This is a genomic window from Nocardioides ureilyticus (assembly GCF_051280745.1).
In the GTDB taxonomy this organism is placed as follows: Bacteria; Actinomycetota; Actinomycetes; order Propionibacteriales; family Nocardioidaceae; genus Nocardioides.
The window spans coordinates 17,735-34,034 of sequence record NZ_JBNCOG010000002.1 but is presented as its reverse complement, the minus strand read 5'-3'; the positions used below and the strand labels follow the sequence as shown (position 1 = coordinate 34,034).

General features: G+C 72.3%; 17 protein-coding genes and 1 pseudogene. 17 read left to right on the top strand and 1 reads right to left on the bottom strand.

All coding sequences use genetic code 11. The features are described 5' to 3' along the window. The first annotated feature begins 49 nt into the window (after positions 1-49). The 4 genes from thrS to ACSMHG_RS01475 all read left to right on the top strand — a co-directional run bounded on the left by thrS (position 50) and on the right by ACSMHG_RS01475 (position 5,828). Complete coding sequence (gene thrS / locus ACSMHG_RS01490; RefSeq protein WP_435741574.1) at positions 50-2,038, top strand: threonine--tRNA ligase; 1,989 nt, start codon at positions 50-52, stop codon at positions 2,036-2,038. Between the two features lie 21 nt (positions 2,039-2,059). After that, positions 2,060-3,049, top strand: a complete 990-nt coding sequence (locus tag ACSMHG_RS01485) for a glycoside hydrolase family 25 domain-containing protein (RefSeq protein WP_435741573.1) — start codon at positions 2,060-2,062, stop codon at positions 3,047-3,049. A 95-nt stretch (positions 3,050-3,144) separates the two neighbouring features. Further along, positions 3,145-4,116: an AurF N-oxygenase family protein gene (locus ACSMHG_RS01480; RefSeq protein WP_435741572.1), complete on the top strand. Its 972-nt coding sequence runs from the start codon at positions 3,145-3,147 to the stop codon at positions 4,114-4,116. A gap of 11 nt (positions 4,117-4,127) precedes the next feature. After that, positions 4,128-5,828: an FAD-dependent oxidoreductase gene (locus ACSMHG_RS01475; RefSeq protein ID WP_435741571.1), complete on the top strand. Its 1,701-nt coding sequence runs from the start codon at positions 4,128-4,130 to the stop codon at positions 5,826-5,828. Here the strand turns inward: ACSMHG_RS01475 and ACSMHG_RS01470 are convergent. Further along, positions 5,809-5,946 (bottom strand): hypothetical protein, encoded by a 138-nt coding sequence (locus ACSMHG_RS01470; RefSeq protein WP_435741570.1) that lies wholly within the window; start codon positions 5,944-5,946, stop codon positions 5,809-5,811. The two genes, ACSMHG_RS01475 and ACSMHG_RS01470, sit on opposite strands and share 20 nt — an antisense overlap. A gap of 114 nt (positions 5,947-6,060) precedes the next feature. Between ACSMHG_RS01470 and ACSMHG_RS01465 the strand changes: the two genes are divergently transcribed. The 13 genes and pseudogenes from ACSMHG_RS01465 to ACSMHG_RS01405 all read left to right on the top strand — a co-directional run bounded on the left by ACSMHG_RS01465 (position 6,061) and on the right by ACSMHG_RS01405 (position 16,201). Next, positions 6,061-6,783, top strand: coding sequence for a TetR/AcrR family transcriptional regulator (locus ACSMHG_RS01465; RefSeq protein ID WP_435741569.1), 723 nt, complete (start codon positions 6,061-6,063; stop codon positions 6,781-6,783). Then, the gene (locus tag ACSMHG_RS01460) at positions 6,780-7,349 is read left to right on the top strand and encodes an HIT family protein (protein ID WP_435741568.1); all 570 of its coding nucleotides are present in this window, start codon (positions 6,780-6,782) and stop codon (positions 7,347-7,349) included. The genes ACSMHG_RS01465 and ACSMHG_RS01460 overlap by 4 nt, the downstream gene beginning before the upstream one ends. Continuing rightward, the gene (locus ACSMHG_RS01455; protein WP_435741567.1) at positions 7,346-8,113 is read left to right on the top strand and encodes an inositol monophosphatase family protein; all 768 of its coding nucleotides are present in this window, start codon (positions 7,346-7,348) and stop codon (positions 8,111-8,113) included. Before ACSMHG_RS01460 ends, ACSMHG_RS01455 begins: the two co-directional genes overlap by 4 nt. A 27-nt stretch (positions 8,114-8,140) precedes the next feature. After that, positions 8,141-8,767 carry a phosphatidylinositol phosphate synthase gene (gene pgsA / locus ACSMHG_RS01450; RefSeq protein ID WP_435741566.1) on the top strand — a complete coding sequence of 209 codons (627 nt, stop codon included), beginning with the start codon at positions 8,141-8,143 and terminating at the stop codon, positions 8,765-8,767. A 40-nt stretch (positions 8,768-8,807) separates the two neighbouring features. Further along, complete coding sequence (pdxS, locus tag ACSMHG_RS01445; protein ID WP_435741564.1) at positions 8,808-9,716, top strand: pyridoxal 5'-phosphate synthase lyase subunit PdxS; 909 nt, start codon at positions 8,808-8,810, stop codon at positions 9,714-9,716. A gap of 67 nt (positions 9,717-9,783) precedes the next feature. Continuing rightward, entirely contained in the window at positions 9,784-10,854 is a 1,071-nt protein-coding gene (locus ACSMHG_RS01440; protein WP_435741562.1) for a metallophosphoesterase, read from the top strand. A gap of 189 nt (positions 10,855-11,043) precedes the next feature. Further along, positions 11,044-11,601 (top strand): alternate-type signal peptide domain-containing protein, encoded by a 558-nt coding sequence (locus ACSMHG_RS01435; protein WP_435741561.1) that lies wholly within the window; start codon positions 11,044-11,046, stop codon positions 11,599-11,601. Between the two features lie 67 nt (positions 11,602-11,668). After that, the gene (locus ACSMHG_RS01430; protein WP_435741560.1) at positions 11,669-12,352 is read left to right on the top strand and encodes a signal peptidase I; all 684 of its coding nucleotides are present in this window, start codon (positions 11,669-11,671) and stop codon (positions 12,350-12,352) included. A 34-nt stretch (positions 12,353-12,386) separates the two neighbouring features. Next, the gene (locus tag ACSMHG_RS01425; RefSeq protein WP_435741559.1) at positions 12,387-12,983 is read left to right on the top strand and encodes a TasA family protein; all 597 of its coding nucleotides are present in this window, start codon (positions 12,387-12,389) and stop codon (positions 12,981-12,983) included. Next, on the top strand, positions 12,980-13,510 hold the full coding sequence (locus tag ACSMHG_RS01420) for a hypothetical protein (protein ID WP_435741558.1): 531 nt from the start codon (positions 12,980-12,982) through the stop codon (positions 13,508-13,510). The genes ACSMHG_RS01425 and ACSMHG_RS01420 overlap by 4 nt, the downstream gene beginning before the upstream one ends. Positions 13,511-13,564: 54 nt before the next feature. Then, positions 13,565-14,140 carry a pyridoxal 5'-phosphate synthase glutaminase subunit PdxT gene (gene pdxT / locus ACSMHG_RS01415; RefSeq protein ID WP_435741557.1) on the top strand — a complete coding sequence of 192 codons (576 nt, stop codon included), beginning with the start codon at positions 13,565-13,567 and terminating at the stop codon, positions 14,138-14,140. 117 nt (positions 14,141-14,257) lie between these two features. Next, a complete protein-coding gene (locus tag ACSMHG_RS01410) occupies positions 14,258-15,028 on the top strand; it encodes a YebC/PmpR family DNA-binding transcriptional regulator (protein WP_435741556.1) in 771 nt (256 codons plus the stop codon). Positions 15,029-15,188: 160 nt separating this feature from the next. Then, positions 15,189-16,201 (top strand): annotated as a pseudogene (locus ACSMHG_RS01405) (IS481 family transposase). The last annotated feature ends 99 nt before the right edge of the window (positions 16,202-16,300 follow it).

The window sequence follows — 16,300 nt, the reverse complement described above, 5'->3', positions numbered from 1 at the left end:
TCGAGCGCCCGGCCGCCGCGGCCGGGACCCCGACGCCCAAGGAGCAGCCGTGCCCGACATCCAGGTCGTCCTCGTCCACGCCGACGCGCGTGAGGAGCGGACGACCACGACGGGCACCAAGGCCTGGGAGCTCTTCGCCGAGGACCCGGCGGTCATCGTCGCGCGCGTCAACGGCGAGCTCCGCGACCTCTCCCACGAGCTCGCCGACGGCGACGAGGTCGAGGGCGTGGCCATCGACAGCCCCGACGGCCTCGACGTGCTGCGCCACTCCACCGCCCACGTGCTGGCCCAGGCCGTCCAGGAGCTCTTCCCGCAGGCCAGGCTCGGCATCGGGCCGCCGGTGACCGACGGCTTCTACTACGACTTCGACGTCGAGACGCCGTTCGTGCCGGACGACCTCGAGAAGATCGAGTCCCGGATGCGCAAGATCATCAAGGAGGGCCAGAAGTTCTCGCGCCGGGTCACCAGCGACGCCGACGCGATCAACGAGCTGGCCGAGGAGCCCTACAAGATCGAGCTGATCGGGCTCAAGGGGTCCGGGAAGTCCGACGACGCCGCCGAGGGTGCCTCCGTCGAGGTCGGCGCCGGCGAGCTGACGATCTACGACAACGTCCGCCGCAACGGCGACGTGGCGTGGAGCGACCTCTGCCGCGGCCCCCACCTGCCGACCACCAAGCGGATCCCGGCCTTCAAGCTGATGCGCACCGCCGCGGCGTACTGGCGCGGGGACGAGAAGAACAAGCAGCTCCAGCGTGTCTACGGCACCGCCTGGCCCTCCAAGGAGGACCTCGAGGCCTACCTGCACCGCCTGGAGGAGGCCGAGCGGCGCGACCACCGCAAGCTCGGCCGCGACCTCGACCTCTTCTCCTTCCCCGACGAGCTCGGCTCCGGCCTGCCGGTCTTCCACCCCAAGGGTGGCGTCATCAAGCGGGAGATGGAGGACTACGTCCGCCGCCGGCACATCGAGGAGGGGTTCGACTACGTCGGCACGCCGCACATCAGCAAGGACGGCCTGTTCCACACCTCGGGCCACCTGCCGTACTACGCCGACACGATGTTCCCGCCGATGGAGCTCGAGGGCGCGAAGTACCAGCTCAAGGCGATGAACTGCCCGATGCACAACCTCATCTACGCCTCGCGCGGGCGCTCCTACCGCGAGCTGCCGCTGCGGCTCTTCGAGTTCGGCCACGTCTACCGCTACGAGAAGTCCGGCGTCGTGCACGGCCTCACCCGCGTCCGCGGCTTCGCGCAGGACGACTCGCACTCCTACGTGACCCCCGAGCAGGCGCCCGGCGAGATCAAGCACCTGCTCGACTTCGTGCTCGGCCTGCTGCGCGACTTCGGGCTCGACGACTTCTACCTCGAGATGTCCACGCGCGACGACTCCAAGCCGGAGAAGTTCATCGGCTCCGACGAGCAGTGGGAGACCGCCACCACCGTGCTCCGGCAGGTCTGCGAGGACTCCGGCCTCGACCTCGTGCCCGACCCGGGCGGCGCTGCGTTCTACGGGCCCAAGGTGTCGGTCCAGGCACGCGACGCCATCGGGCGGACCTGGCAGATGTCGACGATCCAGTACGACTTCAACCAGCCGCACCGGTTCGGGCTGGAGTACCAGGCCGCCGACGGCAGCCGGCAGGAGCCGGTGATGATCCACTCGGCGAAGTTCGGCTCGATCGAGCGCTTCCTCGGCGTGCTGGTCGAGCACTACGCCGGCGCGTTCCCCCCGTGGCTCGCGCCGGTGCAGGTGCAGGCGATCCCGATCGCCGAGCGGCACGAGGAGTACCTGTGGGACCTCGCCAAGCGGATGCGCACCGAGGGCCTCCGGGTCGAGGTCGACGACTCGACCGACCGGATGCAGAAGAAGATCCGCAACGCGCAGCTGCAGAAGGTGCCGTTCATGCTGATCGCGGGCGACGACGACCTCGCGGCCGGCGCGGTCTCCTTCCGCTACCGCGACGGGCGCCAGGACAACGGCGTGCCGGTCGAGGAGGCGATCGCCCGGGTCCGGGAGGCCGTCGCCTCGCGCGAGCAGGTCTGAGGACCGCCGGGGGAGAGGCTGATGGCGCCGCGCACGACGGTCGGGTCGCTCGTCCTCCTGGTGTCCCTGGCGCTGCTCGCGGGCTGCGGCGGCACGCCCGACCGGCCGGCACCGTCCGCCGAGGAGACCCCGGCCTCCTCGGGCGGTCCGGGGCGCGGTGCGCGGACGCCTGACCAGGAGCCGACGTCGCTGCCGGTGCTCCCCGACGACCTCGAGGACGAGGCGGCGATGGCCGATCTCGCCGCGCGGGCCGAGCAGGAGGCGGGGCGGGCGCCGGAGGCCCCGGAGGGCCCGATCGAGGGCGGCGACATCAGCTGGCCGCAGTGCCCGCGGGGGATGGGGATTCCCGAGCGGCGGACACTGGGCCTGCCCATGCCGCTGCCGAGCGCCGAGTTCGTGATCATGGGACTCACCAACGGGCCGGCGTTCTTCCCCAACCCGTGCCTGGCCGACCAGGTCGCCTGGGTGCGCGAGCGGGGCCTGCTGGCCGGGGCCTACGCGGTCGCGAGCTACCCCGACGACCGTACGCTGGCGGCGTACGGCGACGAGGGTCCGTTCGACGGGGCCGCCGACCACGACGACCTGCGCAACGTGGGCTACCAGCAGGCGCTGTTCAACATCACGCAGATGCGCGAGGCCGGCCTGCCGTCGCCGATGATCTGGATCGACGTCGAGCCGGTGCGCGACTGGGAGTGGTCCGCCGACCTCGAGGCGAACGCCGCGGTGGTGGAGGGGCTGCGTCGCGGCTACCTCGACAAGGGCTACCGGATCGGCATCTACTCCACGCCTGCGCTGTGGGCCGCCGCCGTCGGCGACCTCGCCCTCGGGGTGCCCGAGTGGCGGGCGGCCGGACCGACCTCGCGGGCCGAGGCCCTCGAGCGGTGCGGTCCCGCGTGGGTGGTCCAGGGCGGCCGCGCCGCGATCGGCCAGTGGGTGGAGGGCAACCGCGACCTCAACGTCACGTGCCCCGGCGCGGAGGGGGAGGTGCTCGGCTGGTTCCACCGCTTCTGATCCCGGCCCGCGCACCGGCTGTCCGACGGCGTTACCCGCGACACGCGGTCGCAGACACTATTTACACGGACGTGGTGTCGCACTAACGTCGGGGCATGACCACGACGGACCCGCGGACCAGCTCGTACGACGACACCCTCCGGACCCTGTCCGAGGCGTCGGTGCACCAGCACTTCGACGCGTTCCTCGACATCCCGTGGGACGACCCGGCCTACGCGGTCGACCGGCAGGACCCGCGCTGGGTGCTGCCCGGCCACGACGTCCTGGGCCGCCACCCGTGGTACCGCTCGCTGCCGCACGAGCGCCAGGTCGAGATCGGGCTCTACCGCCAGGCCAACATCACCAAGGTGGGCCTGCAGTTCGAGCAGATCCTGATCAGCGGCCTGATGAACTACGCCTTCGGCCTGCGCAACGGCAGCCCCGAGTTCCGGTACTCCACGCACGAGGCGACCGAGGAGTGCCACCACACGCAGATGTTCCAGGAGTTCGTGAACCGCTCCGGGCAGGACGTCGCCGGCGGTACCTGGACGTTCCGGGCGGTCGCGCCGTTCCTCCCGCTGTTCGCGAAGTGGGTGCCGTTCGGGTTCTTCTACGGCGTCCTCGCCGGCGAGGAGCCCATCGACCACGTGCAGAAGTCGATCCTGCGCGCCGGTGACGACATGCACCCGCTGCTGCGCCGGATCATGCAGATCCACGTCGCCGAGGAGGCCCGCCACATCGGCTTCGCCCACCAGTACCTCGAGCACACCGCCCCGCGGCTGCGCCGCTTCGACCGGCTCGTGCTGTCGTTCGTGGTGCCGCTCATCATGCGCTGGCTCTGCGACCAGATCCTCAAGCCCGGCCGCAAGGCGCGGCGCGACATGGGGATCCCGCGCAGCGTCGTCCGCGACATCTGGTGGCGCCAGCCGGAGTCCCGCAAGTTCCTGCGCGACCTCTTCGCCGACGTCCGGATGCTCGCCGAGCGCACCGGCATGATGAACCCGGCCTCGCGCGCGCTCTGGCGGCTGCTGGGGATCGACGGCCGCAGCTCCCGCTTCCGCAGCGAGCCCGCCTCCGCGGCGTCCTGAGCAGGACAGCCGTGCCCTACGTCGTCACGCAGTCCTGCTGCGCCGACGCCTCGTGCGTCGTCGCCTGCCCGGTCAACTGCATCCACCCCGCGCCCGGCGAGCCCGGTTTCGCGACCGCGGAGATGCTCTACGTCGACCCGCGCTCCTGCGTGGGCTGCGGCGCGTGCACGACCGCGTGCCCGGTCGGGGCGATCGTGCCGGACACCGCCCTCACCCCCGAGCAGGAGCCCTTCCGCGCGATCAACGCGGCCTACTACGACGTCTTCCCGCACGCGGACCGGACTCCACTGGCCCTCGTGCCGGCGCAGCGCCGACTGCGCCGCCCGCGCGAGGTGCGCGTGGCCGTCGTCGGCGCCGGACCGGCGGGCCTCTACACCGCCGACGAGCTGTTGAAGCACCCGGAGATCGCGGTGGACGTGCTCGACCGGCTGCCGGTGCCGTACGGGCTCCTGCGCGCCGGCGTCGCGCCGGACCACCAGCAGACCAAGGGGGCTGAGCGGCTGTTCCGCGCCATCGAGTCGCAGCCCCGCTTCTCCTACCTGCTCGGCGTCGAGGTGGGCCGCGACGTCAGCCACGCCGAGCTCGCCGAGCGGTACGACGCCGTGGTGCACGCCGTCGGCGCCTCGGGCGACCGGCGGCTCGACGTGCCGGGGGAGGACCTGCCGGGTTCGTGCTCGGCCACGGCGCTCGTCGGCTGGTACAACGGCCACCCCGACCACGCCGACCTCGCGGTCGACCTGTCGCACGAGCGCGTCGTGGTCGTCGGCAACGGCAACGTGGCGCTCGACGTGGCCCGCGTCCTCACCGCCGACCCCGACGAGCTGGCGCGCACCGACATCGCCGACCACGCCCTCGCCGCCCTGCGCGGCAGCCGGGTGCGGGAGGTCGTGGTGGTCGGTCGCCGCGGGCCGGCCGAGGCGTCGTTCACGACCCCGGAGCTGATCGGGCTCGCGGGCCTGGCCCAACGTGGGGCCCAGCGCGGGGCCCAGCCGGGCGGGGTCGACGTCCTGGTCGACACCGGCGGTGCGGAGATCCGGGGCGACGACACCCGGGCGCAGGTCCTGCGGCGGCTGGCGTCCGCGACCCCGCACCCGGGCCGGCGTCGCATCGTGCTGCGCTTCCTCGCCTCGCCCGTCCGGGTCCTGGGAGCCGAGCGCGCGGAGGGCGTCGAGCTGGTGCGCAACGAGCTGGAGCCGGACGCCGACGGGGTCCCGCGCGCCCGGCCGACCGGCGACCGCGCGGTCCTGCCCGCAGGCATGGTGCTGCGCTCGGTGGGCTACCGCGGCACCCCCGTCGACGGGCTGCCGCACGACCCGGTGACCGGCACCGTCCCGAACGATCGCGGGCGCGTGGCGCCCGGCAGCTACGTCGTGGGCTGGGCCAAGCGCGGGCCCTCCGGCTACCTGGGCACGAACAAGTCCTGTGCCCAGGAGACCGTGGACCGGATCCTCGACGACCTCGACGCCGGCCTGCTCGACCTCCCGGCCGGCAGCAGCGTCGGCCGGGATGCCGGGCAGGGGGACCTCCGCGCCCTCCTGGCGGACCGCGGCGTCCGGGTCGTCGACCGCGACGGGTGGCAGGCGATCGACCGCGAGGAGCGCCGTCGCGGGGAGGCCGCGGGTCGGCCCCGCGCGAAGATCAGCGGGCTCGAGGAGCTGAGATCGGTGGCCGACCGTCGCGGTCGGCGGTTGCTCAGCGCTTCTTCTCGCTGAGCTTCTCCATCGAGCTGCTGGCGTCGGAGGCTACCTTCGCCCGCTTCTCGCCCCGCTTCTCCTTGATGGACTTGCCGGACTTTTTCGACATGGCTTGGCGCGGCGACTTGTCGCTCATGGCAGATCCCTCGATGGGGGGCCTGGGTGGCCCCGTCCTGTGACTGTACGCCTGTGGCCGCCGGTTAGTCTGACCCCGGCCAGGTCAGTGCGACGGATACGGAGCGAGGTCGAGATGGCGTCCAGCGAGCAGCCTCGTCCGGACGGACGGCAGGCGCGCTGGGACCGGCACAACCAGGAGCGGCGCCAGAAGATCCTCGACGCGGCCATCGCGGTGATCGAGGCCGGTGAGCCGGGGGCCGAGCTGCACGTCCAGCAGATCGCCGACCGTGCGGGGCTGAGCCGCACGGTGGTCTATCGGCACTTCGCCGACCGGGGCGACCTGGACCGGGCGGTGCAGGCGGAGATCCTCGACGGCCTCTGGGCCGAGCTGCTGCCCTCGGTCACCCTCGACGGCACCATCCCGCAGATCGTCGAGCGCATCGTCGCCACCTACGTCGGCTGGGCCGTCGCCCACCCGGCGCTGCACCGGATCGCCGAGGACGGTGACGACTCCCACGGTGCCCTCCAGCAGGGTCTCGCCCACATCGCGGCCCAGGTCTGCGAGCTGATCACCACGGCCGTGGAGATCCTCGACCTCGAGATCAGCGACGAGGAGCGCGCGGCGATCGACCCGCTGGTCTTCGGTCTGGTCGGCGCGGTCTTCGGCGCCGTACGCCGGTGGATGGCCCGGCCCGAGCGGGTCCCGGCCGCCCCCAAGCTGGTCGAGCTCGTGACCCGGTCGGTGTGGTTCATCCTCGAGGGCCACGGCCGCGCGCTCGGCGTCGAGCTCGACCCCGAGCAGCCGGTCGAGGAGCTCCTCGCCTCGGCCGCCTCCGGCGCGGAGGTCACCGGGTGATCGAGGACGCGCAGGCGGGGGCGGACCCCCTCCGGCAGGACGGGATCGGCCGCCCCGACGAGCTGGACCGGCTCTGGACGCCGCACCGGATGGCCTACATCCGCGGCGAGAACAAGCCGGCCGACGCCTCGTCGGGGGAGTGCCCGTTCTGCCGGGTGCCCTCGCTCACCGACGACGAGGGCCTGCTGGTCCACCGCGGGCGGCTCGCCTTCGTGGTGCTCAACCTCTACCCCTACGCGCCCGGGCACCTCATGGTCTGCCCCTACCGCCACATCGCCGACTACACCGAGACGACCGACGAGGAGGCCGCCGAGATCGCCGACCTCACCCGGGACGCGATGCGGGTCGTCCGGTCGGTCTCGGGCGCGGGCGGGTTCAACATCGGCATGAACCAGGGCCACATCGCCGGCGCCGGCATCGCCGCGCACCTGCACCAGCACGTCGTGCCGCGCTGGCCAGGCGACCAGAACTTCATGCCGATCATCGGGCGCACCAAGACGCTCCCCGAGCTCCTCGGCGACACGCGGGCGCTCCTCGCCGATGCCTGGCCCGGCGACCGGTCATGAGCCTCGAGGACGACGCCCGGCTGGCCGCGACGCTGGTCCGCGACGCCGCGGCGCTCGCCGGCCGGATGCGCCGCGACGGGCTGCAGCTGGACTACAAGACGTCGGTCTCCGACGTGGTGACGGCCGCCGACCGCGCGGCCGAGGAGCTCGTGACCGGGCGGCTGCGGGCGGACCGCCCCGGCGACGCGGTGCTCGGCGAGGAGCACGGGGCGGTGGCCACGAGCAGCACGGGCCGCTCGTGGGTGGTCGACCCGGTCGACGGCACGTACAACTTCGTCAACGACCTGCCCTGGTGGTGCTCGGCGGTGGGCCTGCGCGACACCGACGACCTGCTGCTCGGCGCCGTCCACGACCCCCTGGCCGACCACACCTACGTCGGCGGGCCGTCCCTGCCCAGCACCTGCGACGGCCGGCCGCTGGCGCCGCTCGAGGACCGGCCGCTCGGCGAGCTCGGCGTGGCGACGTACCTCCACCCGCCGTTCCTCGAGGGGGAGGTCGGCGCCGCCTGGCGCCGGGCCGCCGCCGGAGCCGCGGCGCTGCGCTGGCTGGGCTCGATGAGCATGGACCAGGTCGGCGTCGCGACCGGCCGGATCGGCCTGGTCTTCCAGCACTCCGTCGCGCCGTGGGACGAGCTGCCGGGCGGCGCCATCATCCGGGGCGCCGGGGGAGTGACGCGCCACGTGCAGGTGGCCGGCAAGGACTGGTACGTCGCCGGACCTCCCACCGCGGTCGCGGAGGTCTGCGCGCGGCTGCGCGACCAGTAGCGGGCGTGCCTTAACCTGCTCCTCGCCATGCTGGAACGTTTCCGCGCCTTCTGGACGCGCCTCCTCGACCCCGTCGCCCGCCTGCTGCTGAGGCTGGGGGTGAGCCCCGACGCCGTCACCCTCGTCGGCACCGTGGGCGTGAGCGTGGGTGCGCTGGTCTTCTTCCCCCAGGGGGAGCTGCTCATCGGGGTCCTGGTGATCACGGCCTTCGTCTTCAGCGACCTCGTCGACGGGCACATGGCCCGCCTGACCGGCCGCTCGAGCAAGTTCGGTGCGTTCCTCGACTCCACCCTCGACCGGATCGGTGACGGCGCCATCTTCGCCGGGCTGGCCCTCTACTTCGCCGGGGAGGGCGACAGCACCCTCTATCTCTCCCTCTCGCTGGTCTGCCTGGTGATGGGCGCGGTGACGTCCTACGCCCGGGCGCGCGCCGAGGGCCTGGGCTTCAGCGCCAAGGTCGGCATCGCCGAGCGCGCCGACCGCCTCGTGACCATCCTGGTGATGACCGGCCTCGGCGCGATCTTCGACCTGCCGGTGCTCATGCACGTCGCGCTGTGGGCGCTGGCGATCGCCTCGACGGTGACGGTGGTCCAGCGGATCTGGGTCGTGCGCCAGCAGGCCCTGGCGCTGCCGCCGGAGTCCGCGGCGCCGTAGCCGAATCGGCAGCACGGGTAAACCCTCGTACGCTCCGCCCATGACCGACGAGACAACCACCAGCGCTCCTGCCACCGGCACCACCCGCGTCAAGCGCGGCATGGCCGAGATGCTCAAGGGCGGCGTCATCATGGACGTGGTCACCCCCGAGCAGGCGAAGATCGCCGAGGACGCCGGTGCCGTCGCGGTGATGGCGCTCGAGCGGGTGCCGGCCGACATCCGCGCCCAGGGCGGGGTCTCGCGGATGTCGGACCCGGACATGATCGACGGGATCATCGAGGCCGTCTCGATCCCGGTGATGGCCAAGGCGCGCATCGGGCACTTCGCCGAGGCGCAGGTGCTCCAGGCGCTGGGCGTCGACTACGTCGACGAGTCCGAGGTGCTCACCCCGGCCGACTACGCCCACCACATCGACAAGTGGGCGTTCACGGTGCCGTTCGTGTGCGGCGCGACCAACCTCGGGGAGGCGCTGCGCCGGATCACCGAGGGCGCGGCGATGATCCGGTCCAAGGGCGAGGCCGGCACCGGTGACGTGTCGAACGCGGTGACGCACATGCGGGCCATCCGCGCCGAGATCCGCCGGCTGGGGTCGTTGAGCCGCGACGAGCTGTACGTCGCCGCGAAGGAGCTGCAGGCGCCGTACGACCTGGTGGTGGAGGTGGCGGAGACGGGCAAGCTCCCGGTGGTGCTCTTCAGTGCCGGCGGGATCGCGACGCCCGCGGACGCGGCGCTGATGCGACAGCTGGGCGCGGAGGGCGTCTTCGTCGGCTCGGGCATCTTCAAGTCCGGCAACCCGGCCCAGCGGGCCGAGGCCATCGTCAAGGCGGCCACCTTCCACGACGACCCGGCCATGGTCGCCAAGGTCTCCCGCGGGCTCGGCGAGGCGATGGTCGGCATCAACGTCGAGGAGATCCCGCAGCCGCACCGGCTCGCCGAGCGCGGGTGGTGAACCGCTGACCCGGGCGCCGGACGTCCTCGCGCTGCTGCTCCTGCTGGCCCTGGTCGGCGGGTGGGCGGTGTGGCTGCACCGCCGGTTGACCGTCGTCACCCGCGCCCCCCGATGGGCGAGGTGGACGTCGCTCGCCGTCGTCGGTGGCGGTCTGCTGCTGTACGCCGCGGCCAACGCCGCCTACCGCACCCTCGACCCGGCGCCGCTGCGGCCGGCGCTCTGGCTCGGCCTGGCCTGGCTCAGCGTGGCGTGGTACCTCAGCCTCGGATGCCTGCTCCTCGCGGCGGCCGCGCTCGTCCTGCGCCTGCTGGGCCGGCCTGCCGCCCGGGCGCGGCTCCTGGCGGGGGGCACCCCGCTGGTGGTCGTCGCCTCGCTCGCGGTCACCGCCGTCGGCGCCTACGTCGCCCAGCGGCCCGGCGTCGCGTCGTACACGGTGTCGGCGGAGGTAGTGCCCGACGGCTGGGACGGCGCCCGGGTCGTCCTGGTCACCGACCTCCACGTCGGCGTGGTGCACGGTCGCTCGTGGACCGAGCGCGTCGTCGCGCTCGTGGAGGCGCAGCAGCCCGACCTGGTGGTGCTCGGCGGCGACCTCGTCGACGGCCGCGAGCGCTTCACCGGCCCCGACCTCGCCCCGTTCGCCGCGCTCGACCCGCCGCTGGGGGTGGTCGCGGTCTCCGGCAACCACGAGGTCGAGTCCGGCGACGCCGAGGCGTACCTCGGCCGCCTGGAGTCGCTGGGGATCGACGTGCTGCGGAACGAGGCCGTCGTGCTGCGCCGCGGCGGGGACCCGCTGACCGTCGCCGGCGTGCACGACGCGACCGGCAGCGCCTCCCTCGAGCCGGACCCCGACGCTGCGCTCGCCGGCACCGCACCCGGTGACTTCGTCGTCTACGTCGCGCACCAGCCGCGGCAGGTCGAGCCGGGCCGGGGCGTGGACCTCCAGCTCTCCGGGCACACCCACGGCGGCCAGCTGTGGCCCTTCGAGTGGGCGGTCCCCCTGGAGCAGCCCACGGTCGGTGGGGTGGACGTCGTCGACGGCGTCACGATCGTGACGTCACGAGGCGTCGGCACCTCGGGGCCGCCGGTGCGCACGGGTGCGCTGCCGGAAGTCGTCGTGGTCACGCTCCGCACGCCTTGAGAGCTGCCCCGCTCAGGTCCGTTCCTCCCCCCGGTCCAGCGGTGGGCGGTCCGACGCCAGGCTGCTCCCTCCAGCAACTTGAGCCACTCTTGCAGGGGTAAGAGGGTTCCTCAGACCAGTCCTTCGGGTCGCTGCGGGTGCACTGGGTTCATCGCCAACGTCCGACCCCCACGAACGGAGGAAACGTCGATGAACAAGACCGCCAAGGGTGCTCTCGCCGCCGGAACCGCTGTCGTCCTCCTCATGGGTGGCGCCGGGTCGCTCGCCTACTGGACCACCACCACCGAGAACGGCACCGGCGGCTTCAGCTCCGGCAGCCTGACCCTGGACTCCTCGTCCTGCACCGCGGCCACGTGGATGCGGGCCAACACTCTCCAGCAGGCGTCCCCGGTCGTGCATGCCGAGGGCGACGTGATCGTCCCGGGGGACTCGCTGACGAAGACGTGCACGGTCACCGTCGGTGCGACCGGCAAGAACCTGCGTGCGGCGCTCGCGGTGACCGACGGGGAGCTGACCGTCACCGACACGACAGCGACTGCCGGATCGGGCTACACCGTCACCAGCTCGTTCACCCGGGGCGACCAGCCGCTGGCGTTCATCACGGACGAGGACGCCGACAAGACCATCGACGTCGTCATCACGGTCACCCTTCCGGGCGGATCCGGCAACGACACGATGACCGACCAGATCACGCTGTCGGACTTCGTCGTGACGGCGACCCAGGAGTCGGCGCCGGCCGCCGCTTAGGCCACCCCGGCCACCGCGGCCACCCCCGTGGAGTGCCGACACCCGGAACCGACAGGACGGACTGACCATGAGCAGCTACGTGTGGGACGCCACGCTCCTGCGCGGCACCCCGCCCCGGCCCGCACGCAGGCTCGGTGTGGTGGTCCCCGCCGCTCCGGACGTCCCCCAGGAGCCGGGCCGTGGACCCCGCTGGCGCGCAGCCGTCGGGTTCGCGGCCCAGGTGGTCGGCTGGGTGCTGATCCTGGCGCTGCTCGGAGTGCTGGCCGCTGCGGTGCTCGTGCCGCGGGCCGTGGGCGGCACGCCGTTCACCGTGCTCACCGGTTCGATGCAACCCGGGCTGCCACCCGGCACCCTGATCGTCACGCGGCCGGCCGACCCCGAGGACATCCGGATCGGCGAGGTCGTGACCTTCCAGGTCGAGTCCGGCGAGCCGCAGGTGGTCACCCACCGCGTCATCGCGGTCCGGACCGGGGGAGCGGGCACGCCGGAGTTCCTCACCCAGGGGGATGCGAACCAGGTCCCCGACGAAGGCTGGCGGCCGGCCGGGTCGGTCCGCGGCGTGCTCTGGTACGCACTGCCGAAGGTCGGCTACGCCAACCACGTTCTCACCGGCGACCAGCGGCAGCTGGCCGTGCACGTCGTCGCCGGCGGTCTCCTCCTCTACGCGCTCGGCCTGTTCGCGGGTGACGCCCGCGGCCGTCGCCGCAGCCGGCAGCAACCGCACCACCACGTCGCGCGCCACGCGCGGTGACCATGCACGCCCCTCCACCCCCAGAGGAGACCCCGTGAAGCACGCAGCCCGACGAGCAGAGCGGCAGCCCCGCCGCCACGCGCGTCTCGCGGCCGGTGTCGCGGCACTCCTCGGCGCGGTCGTGGTGCTGATGGGCGGCCAGGGAACGTTCGCGTTCTGGACCGACCAGGCGTCGGTGACGGGCGGCAGCTTCGTCGCCGGCAAGCTCGACCTCACGGTCGACGGCCAGCAGGGTGCGTCCGCACCCCATGTCAAGGCCGACCTCGCGATGGGCAGCATGCTGCCCGGGGAGAGCGTGGCCCGGGTGATCACCGTCGCCAACGTCGGCGACGCCCCGCTGACGTGGGTGCCCCAGGTCACCAAGGGCGGCGGCCTCGGCCCGGCGCTCACGGTGGAGATGACGGTCGGCCCGAGCACGTCCGTCACCAACTCCACGACCTACCCGCGGGTGGGGACGTGCTCCGGCGGCACCGTGATGAACGCCGGTGCCACCTCGGGGCGCCTCTCGAGGGGGGAGTCGCGACAGCTCTGCGTCCGGGTGGCGCTACCGGCCGACACCGGCAACGGGTTCCAGGGTGCGAGCGGCGGTTCGGTGACGATCTCGTTGAACGCCAGCCAGGTGCTTCCATGATGCCCGCGAGGGCCGGTCTCCTCGAGCGCGGCGCGCTGCTCGTGCTGGTGACGGGGGCGCTCGTCCTCGTGCTGACGGGCCTGCCGCGCACGACCGCTGCCTTCACCGACTCGGCATCGATCCGGTCGGGGACCTTCGCGTCCGGCGCGGTGCAGCCGGTGACCGGCGCGAGGTGCGCCGACCCCTCCGGCACCAGTGCTGTCGTCCGGTGGACGAACGTCGACACCCGGTACAGCTACCTCCTCGAGGCCGTCCGTGCCGACGGGACGGTGCTGGGATCGACCCTGGTCCTCAACAACGGCACGTCCGGCACGGTGCAGCAGCTCGAGATCTCTCCCGGCGACCTGGATCTGCCCCCCGCCACGAGCTACCGACTGACCGACTTCGTCGTGCGGGTGCGCAGCCAGCTGACCGCAACCAACGCCAGCCCGTCGCCTTGGCGCGGGAGCGTGGTCGAGGTGCCCATCGCCGTCAGCCTGGTCAACATCCTGCTGCTGTTCCCCACCACGCACGTGCAGTGCGGGTGAGGTCGCTCCCAGGCTCCGGTGTCCGCGCTCGACCCCGCGGCTAGCCTTCGGTGCGTGCCACCGACCGTCGGAGTCCTCGCCCTCCAGGGCGACGTGCGGGAGCACCTCGCGGCCCTGACCGGCCTGGGGATCGAGGCGGTCACCGTGCGGCGGCCCGAGGAGCTGGCCGCGGTGGACGGCCTGGTGCTGCCCGGTGGTGAGTCGACGACGATGGCGAAGCTGCTGCGCACCTTCGAGTTGATGGAGCCGCTCCGCGAGCGCGTCGGACGCGGGCTGCCGGTCTTCGGGACCTGCGCGGGGATGATCCTGCTCGCCGACCGCGTGCGCGACGGCGCGGCGGGGCAGGAGACGGTGGGAGGCCTCGACGTGACGGTGCGCCGCAACGCGTTCGGGCGGCAGGTGGACTCCTTCGAGGCCGACCTGCACGTGGGTGGCCTCGACGAGCCGGTCCACGCCGTCTTCATCCGCGCGCCGTGGGTCGAGGAGGTCGGCGGTGGGGTGGAGGTGCTCGCCCAGGCGGCCGAGCACCCCGTCGCCGTACGGCAGGGGCGTCTGCTCGCGACCTCCTTCCACCCCGAGGTCGGTGGCGACGGGCGCCTGCACCGGCTCTTCCTCGACCTCGTCGGCTGACCACCCGCGGGACGCCATCCGGATCGAGCAAGCGGGTGCTCGGTCCGCATGACGCCAGCGGCCGCCGCTAGAGTTGTCGGTCGTTGCAGCACACGACCGGCGCGGGAAGAGGGACGCATGTCTGGCCACTCCAAGTGGGCGACCACCAAGCACAAGAAGGCCGCCATCGACGCCAAGCGCGGCAAGATGTTCGCCAAGCTGATCAAGAACGTCGAGGTGGCGGCCCGGATGGGCGGCGGAGACCCCGCCGGCAACCCGACCCTCTACGACGCCATCCAGAAGGCGAAGAAGTCCTCCGTCCCCAACGACAACATCGACCGGGCCGTCAAGCGCGGCTCCGGTGCGGAGACCGGCGGCGCGGACTACACCACGATCACCTACGAGGTCTACGGCGCCTCGGGCGTCGGCCTGCTGGTCGAGTGCCTGACCGACAACAAGAACCGCGCCGCGATGGAGGTCCGCACGGCGGTCACCCGCAACGGCGGGACGATGGCCGACCCCGGGTCGGTCTCCCGGCTCTTCAACCGCAAGGGCGTCGTCCTGGTCGCGAAGGCGCAGGAGGGCGGCAAGGAGGCCGGTGAGGACGACGTCCTCGAGGCGACGCTCGACGCCGGCGCCGAGGAGGTCAACGACCTCGGCGACCAGTTCCAGGTCATCTCCGAGGCCACCGACCTCGTCGCCGTCCGCACCGCGCTGCAGGAGGCCGGCCTCGACTACGAGTCCGCGGACGTCCAGTTCGTGGCGAGCATGGACATCCCCGTCGACGCGAGCGCGGCCGGCAAGGTGTTCAAGCTCATCGACGCGCTCGAGGACCTCGACGACGTGCAGGAGGTCTACAGCAACGTCGACGTCCCCGCGGACGTGATGGCCGAGCTCGAGGACGCTTGAGCCGTACGCCGCGGGCAACCGAGACACCTCGGCTAGCTGTGATGCCCAGACACGTTGGTCGAGATCCTGCGACGACACGGTCTGACCTGAAGATGAACGAAGGCCTCCCCGGTGTGGAGTGGAGCTGTCTAGGAACCGCTCCCTCACCCAGGAGGCCTTCGTGTCCCACGCTACCCATGCCAACGCAGCGCTGACCCCACGCGCGGCTTCGACTCGCGCGCCTGATCGTCGACCACGACTGGCCGCTGGCTCGTGCTGCCGAGCGTTACGACGTCTCGTGGCGCACGGCCAAGTAGTGGGCCGACCGCTACCGCGACGAAGGCCCCGGCGGCATGCACGACCGGTCCTCGGCACCACATCGCCAGCCGAACCGGACGCCGGCCCCAGTGATGCGCAGGATCGTGCACCTGCGCTGGAAGCAGCGGCTCGGCCCGGTCGAGATCGCCCGACCGGCTCGACATGGCGTCCTCGACCGTGCATGCCGTGCTCGTCGGATGTCGGGTCAACCGGCTCACCCACATCGACCGCGCGACCGGTGAGCCGATTCGCCGCCATGAGCACGCGGCGCCGGGCGATCTGATCCACGTCGATGTCAAGAAGCTCGTCAAGATCCCCGACGGCGGCGGATGGCGCTACTTCGGCCGCCGGCAGGGAGAAAGAAACCGACCAGCGACTGTGGCGCGCGCACCGGCACAGCACGCAACAAGCATCGCGAGCCAGAAATCGGAACCTGCTACCTGCACACCGTGATCGACGACCATCCACGCATCGCCTACGTCGAAGCTCGCGATGACGAAACCAAGGAGACCGCCGGTCGACGTTCTCGGGAACGCCGTGGCCTGGTTCGCCGACCGTGGCGTCATCGTCAAGCGAGTCCTCAGCGACAACGGCAGCTGCTACAAGTCCTCCCTCTGGCGCGACACCTGCGCCGATCTGGGCATCACTCCGAAGAAGACCCGGCTCTACCGGCCCCAGACCAACGGGAAGATCGAGCGCTTCCACCGCACCCTCGCCGAGGGCTGGGCGTTCAAGAAGTTTCACAACTCGGAGTCAGCCCGGCTCGCCGCCCTGCCAGCATGGGTCCACGAGTACAACCACCACCGGCCGCACTCAGCAATCGGGAAGGCTGCACCCATCACCAGGTTGAACAACCTGGCGGGGCATCACAGCTAGCCCGGTGCCGCATCTACTTCGGCATATCGCGGAGTCGCCGTGGGTGCGCTTATCAGAAGGGCGAGCCCGGTCATGGGCTTGCCAAGACGTTGGCGCGTA

Excerpts from the sequence above, each read along its gene's own strand:
- ACSMHG_RS01485 (WP_435741573.1), top strand. The coding sequence starts at position 2,060 with ATGGCGCCGCGCACGACGGTCGGGTCGCTCGTCCTCCTGGTGTCCCTG.
- ACSMHG_RS01480 (WP_435741572.1), top strand. The coding sequence starts at position 3,145 with ATGACCACGACGGACCCGCGGACCAGCTCGTACGACGACACCCTCCGG.
- ACSMHG_RS01470 (WP_435741570.1), bottom strand. The coding sequence starts at position 5,946 with ATGAGCGACAAGTCGCCGCGCCAAGCCATGTCGAAAAAGTCCGGCAAG.
- ACSMHG_RS01465 (WP_435741569.1), top strand. The coding sequence starts at position 6,061 with ATGGCGTCCAGCGAGCAGCCTCGTCCGGACGGACGGCAGGCGCGCTGG.
- ACSMHG_RS01455 (WP_435741567.1), top strand. The coding sequence starts at position 7,346 with ATGAGCCTCGAGGACGACGCCCGGCTGGCCGCGACGCTGGTCCGCGAC.
- pgsA (WP_435741566.1), top strand. The coding sequence starts at position 8,141 with ATGCTGGAACGTTTCCGCGCCTTCTGGACGCGCCTCCTCGACCCCGTC.
- pdxS (WP_435741564.1), top strand. The coding sequence starts at position 8,808 with ATGACCGACGAGACAACCACCAGCGCTCCTGCCACCGGCACCACCCGC.
- ACSMHG_RS01435 (WP_435741561.1), top strand. The coding sequence starts at position 11,044 with ATGAACAAGACCGCCAAGGGTGCTCTCGCCGCCGGAACCGCTGTCGTC.
- ACSMHG_RS01430 (WP_435741560.1), top strand. The coding sequence starts at position 11,669 with ATGAGCAGCTACGTGTGGGACGCCACGCTCCTGCGCGGCACCCCGCCC.
- ACSMHG_RS01420 (WP_435741558.1), top strand. The coding sequence starts at position 12,980 with ATGATGCCCGCGAGGGCCGGTCTCCTCGAGCGCGGCGCGCTGCTCGTG.
- ACSMHG_RS01410 (WP_435741556.1), top strand. The coding sequence starts at position 14,258 with ATGTCTGGCCACTCCAAGTGGGCGACCACCAAGCACAAGAAGGCCGCC.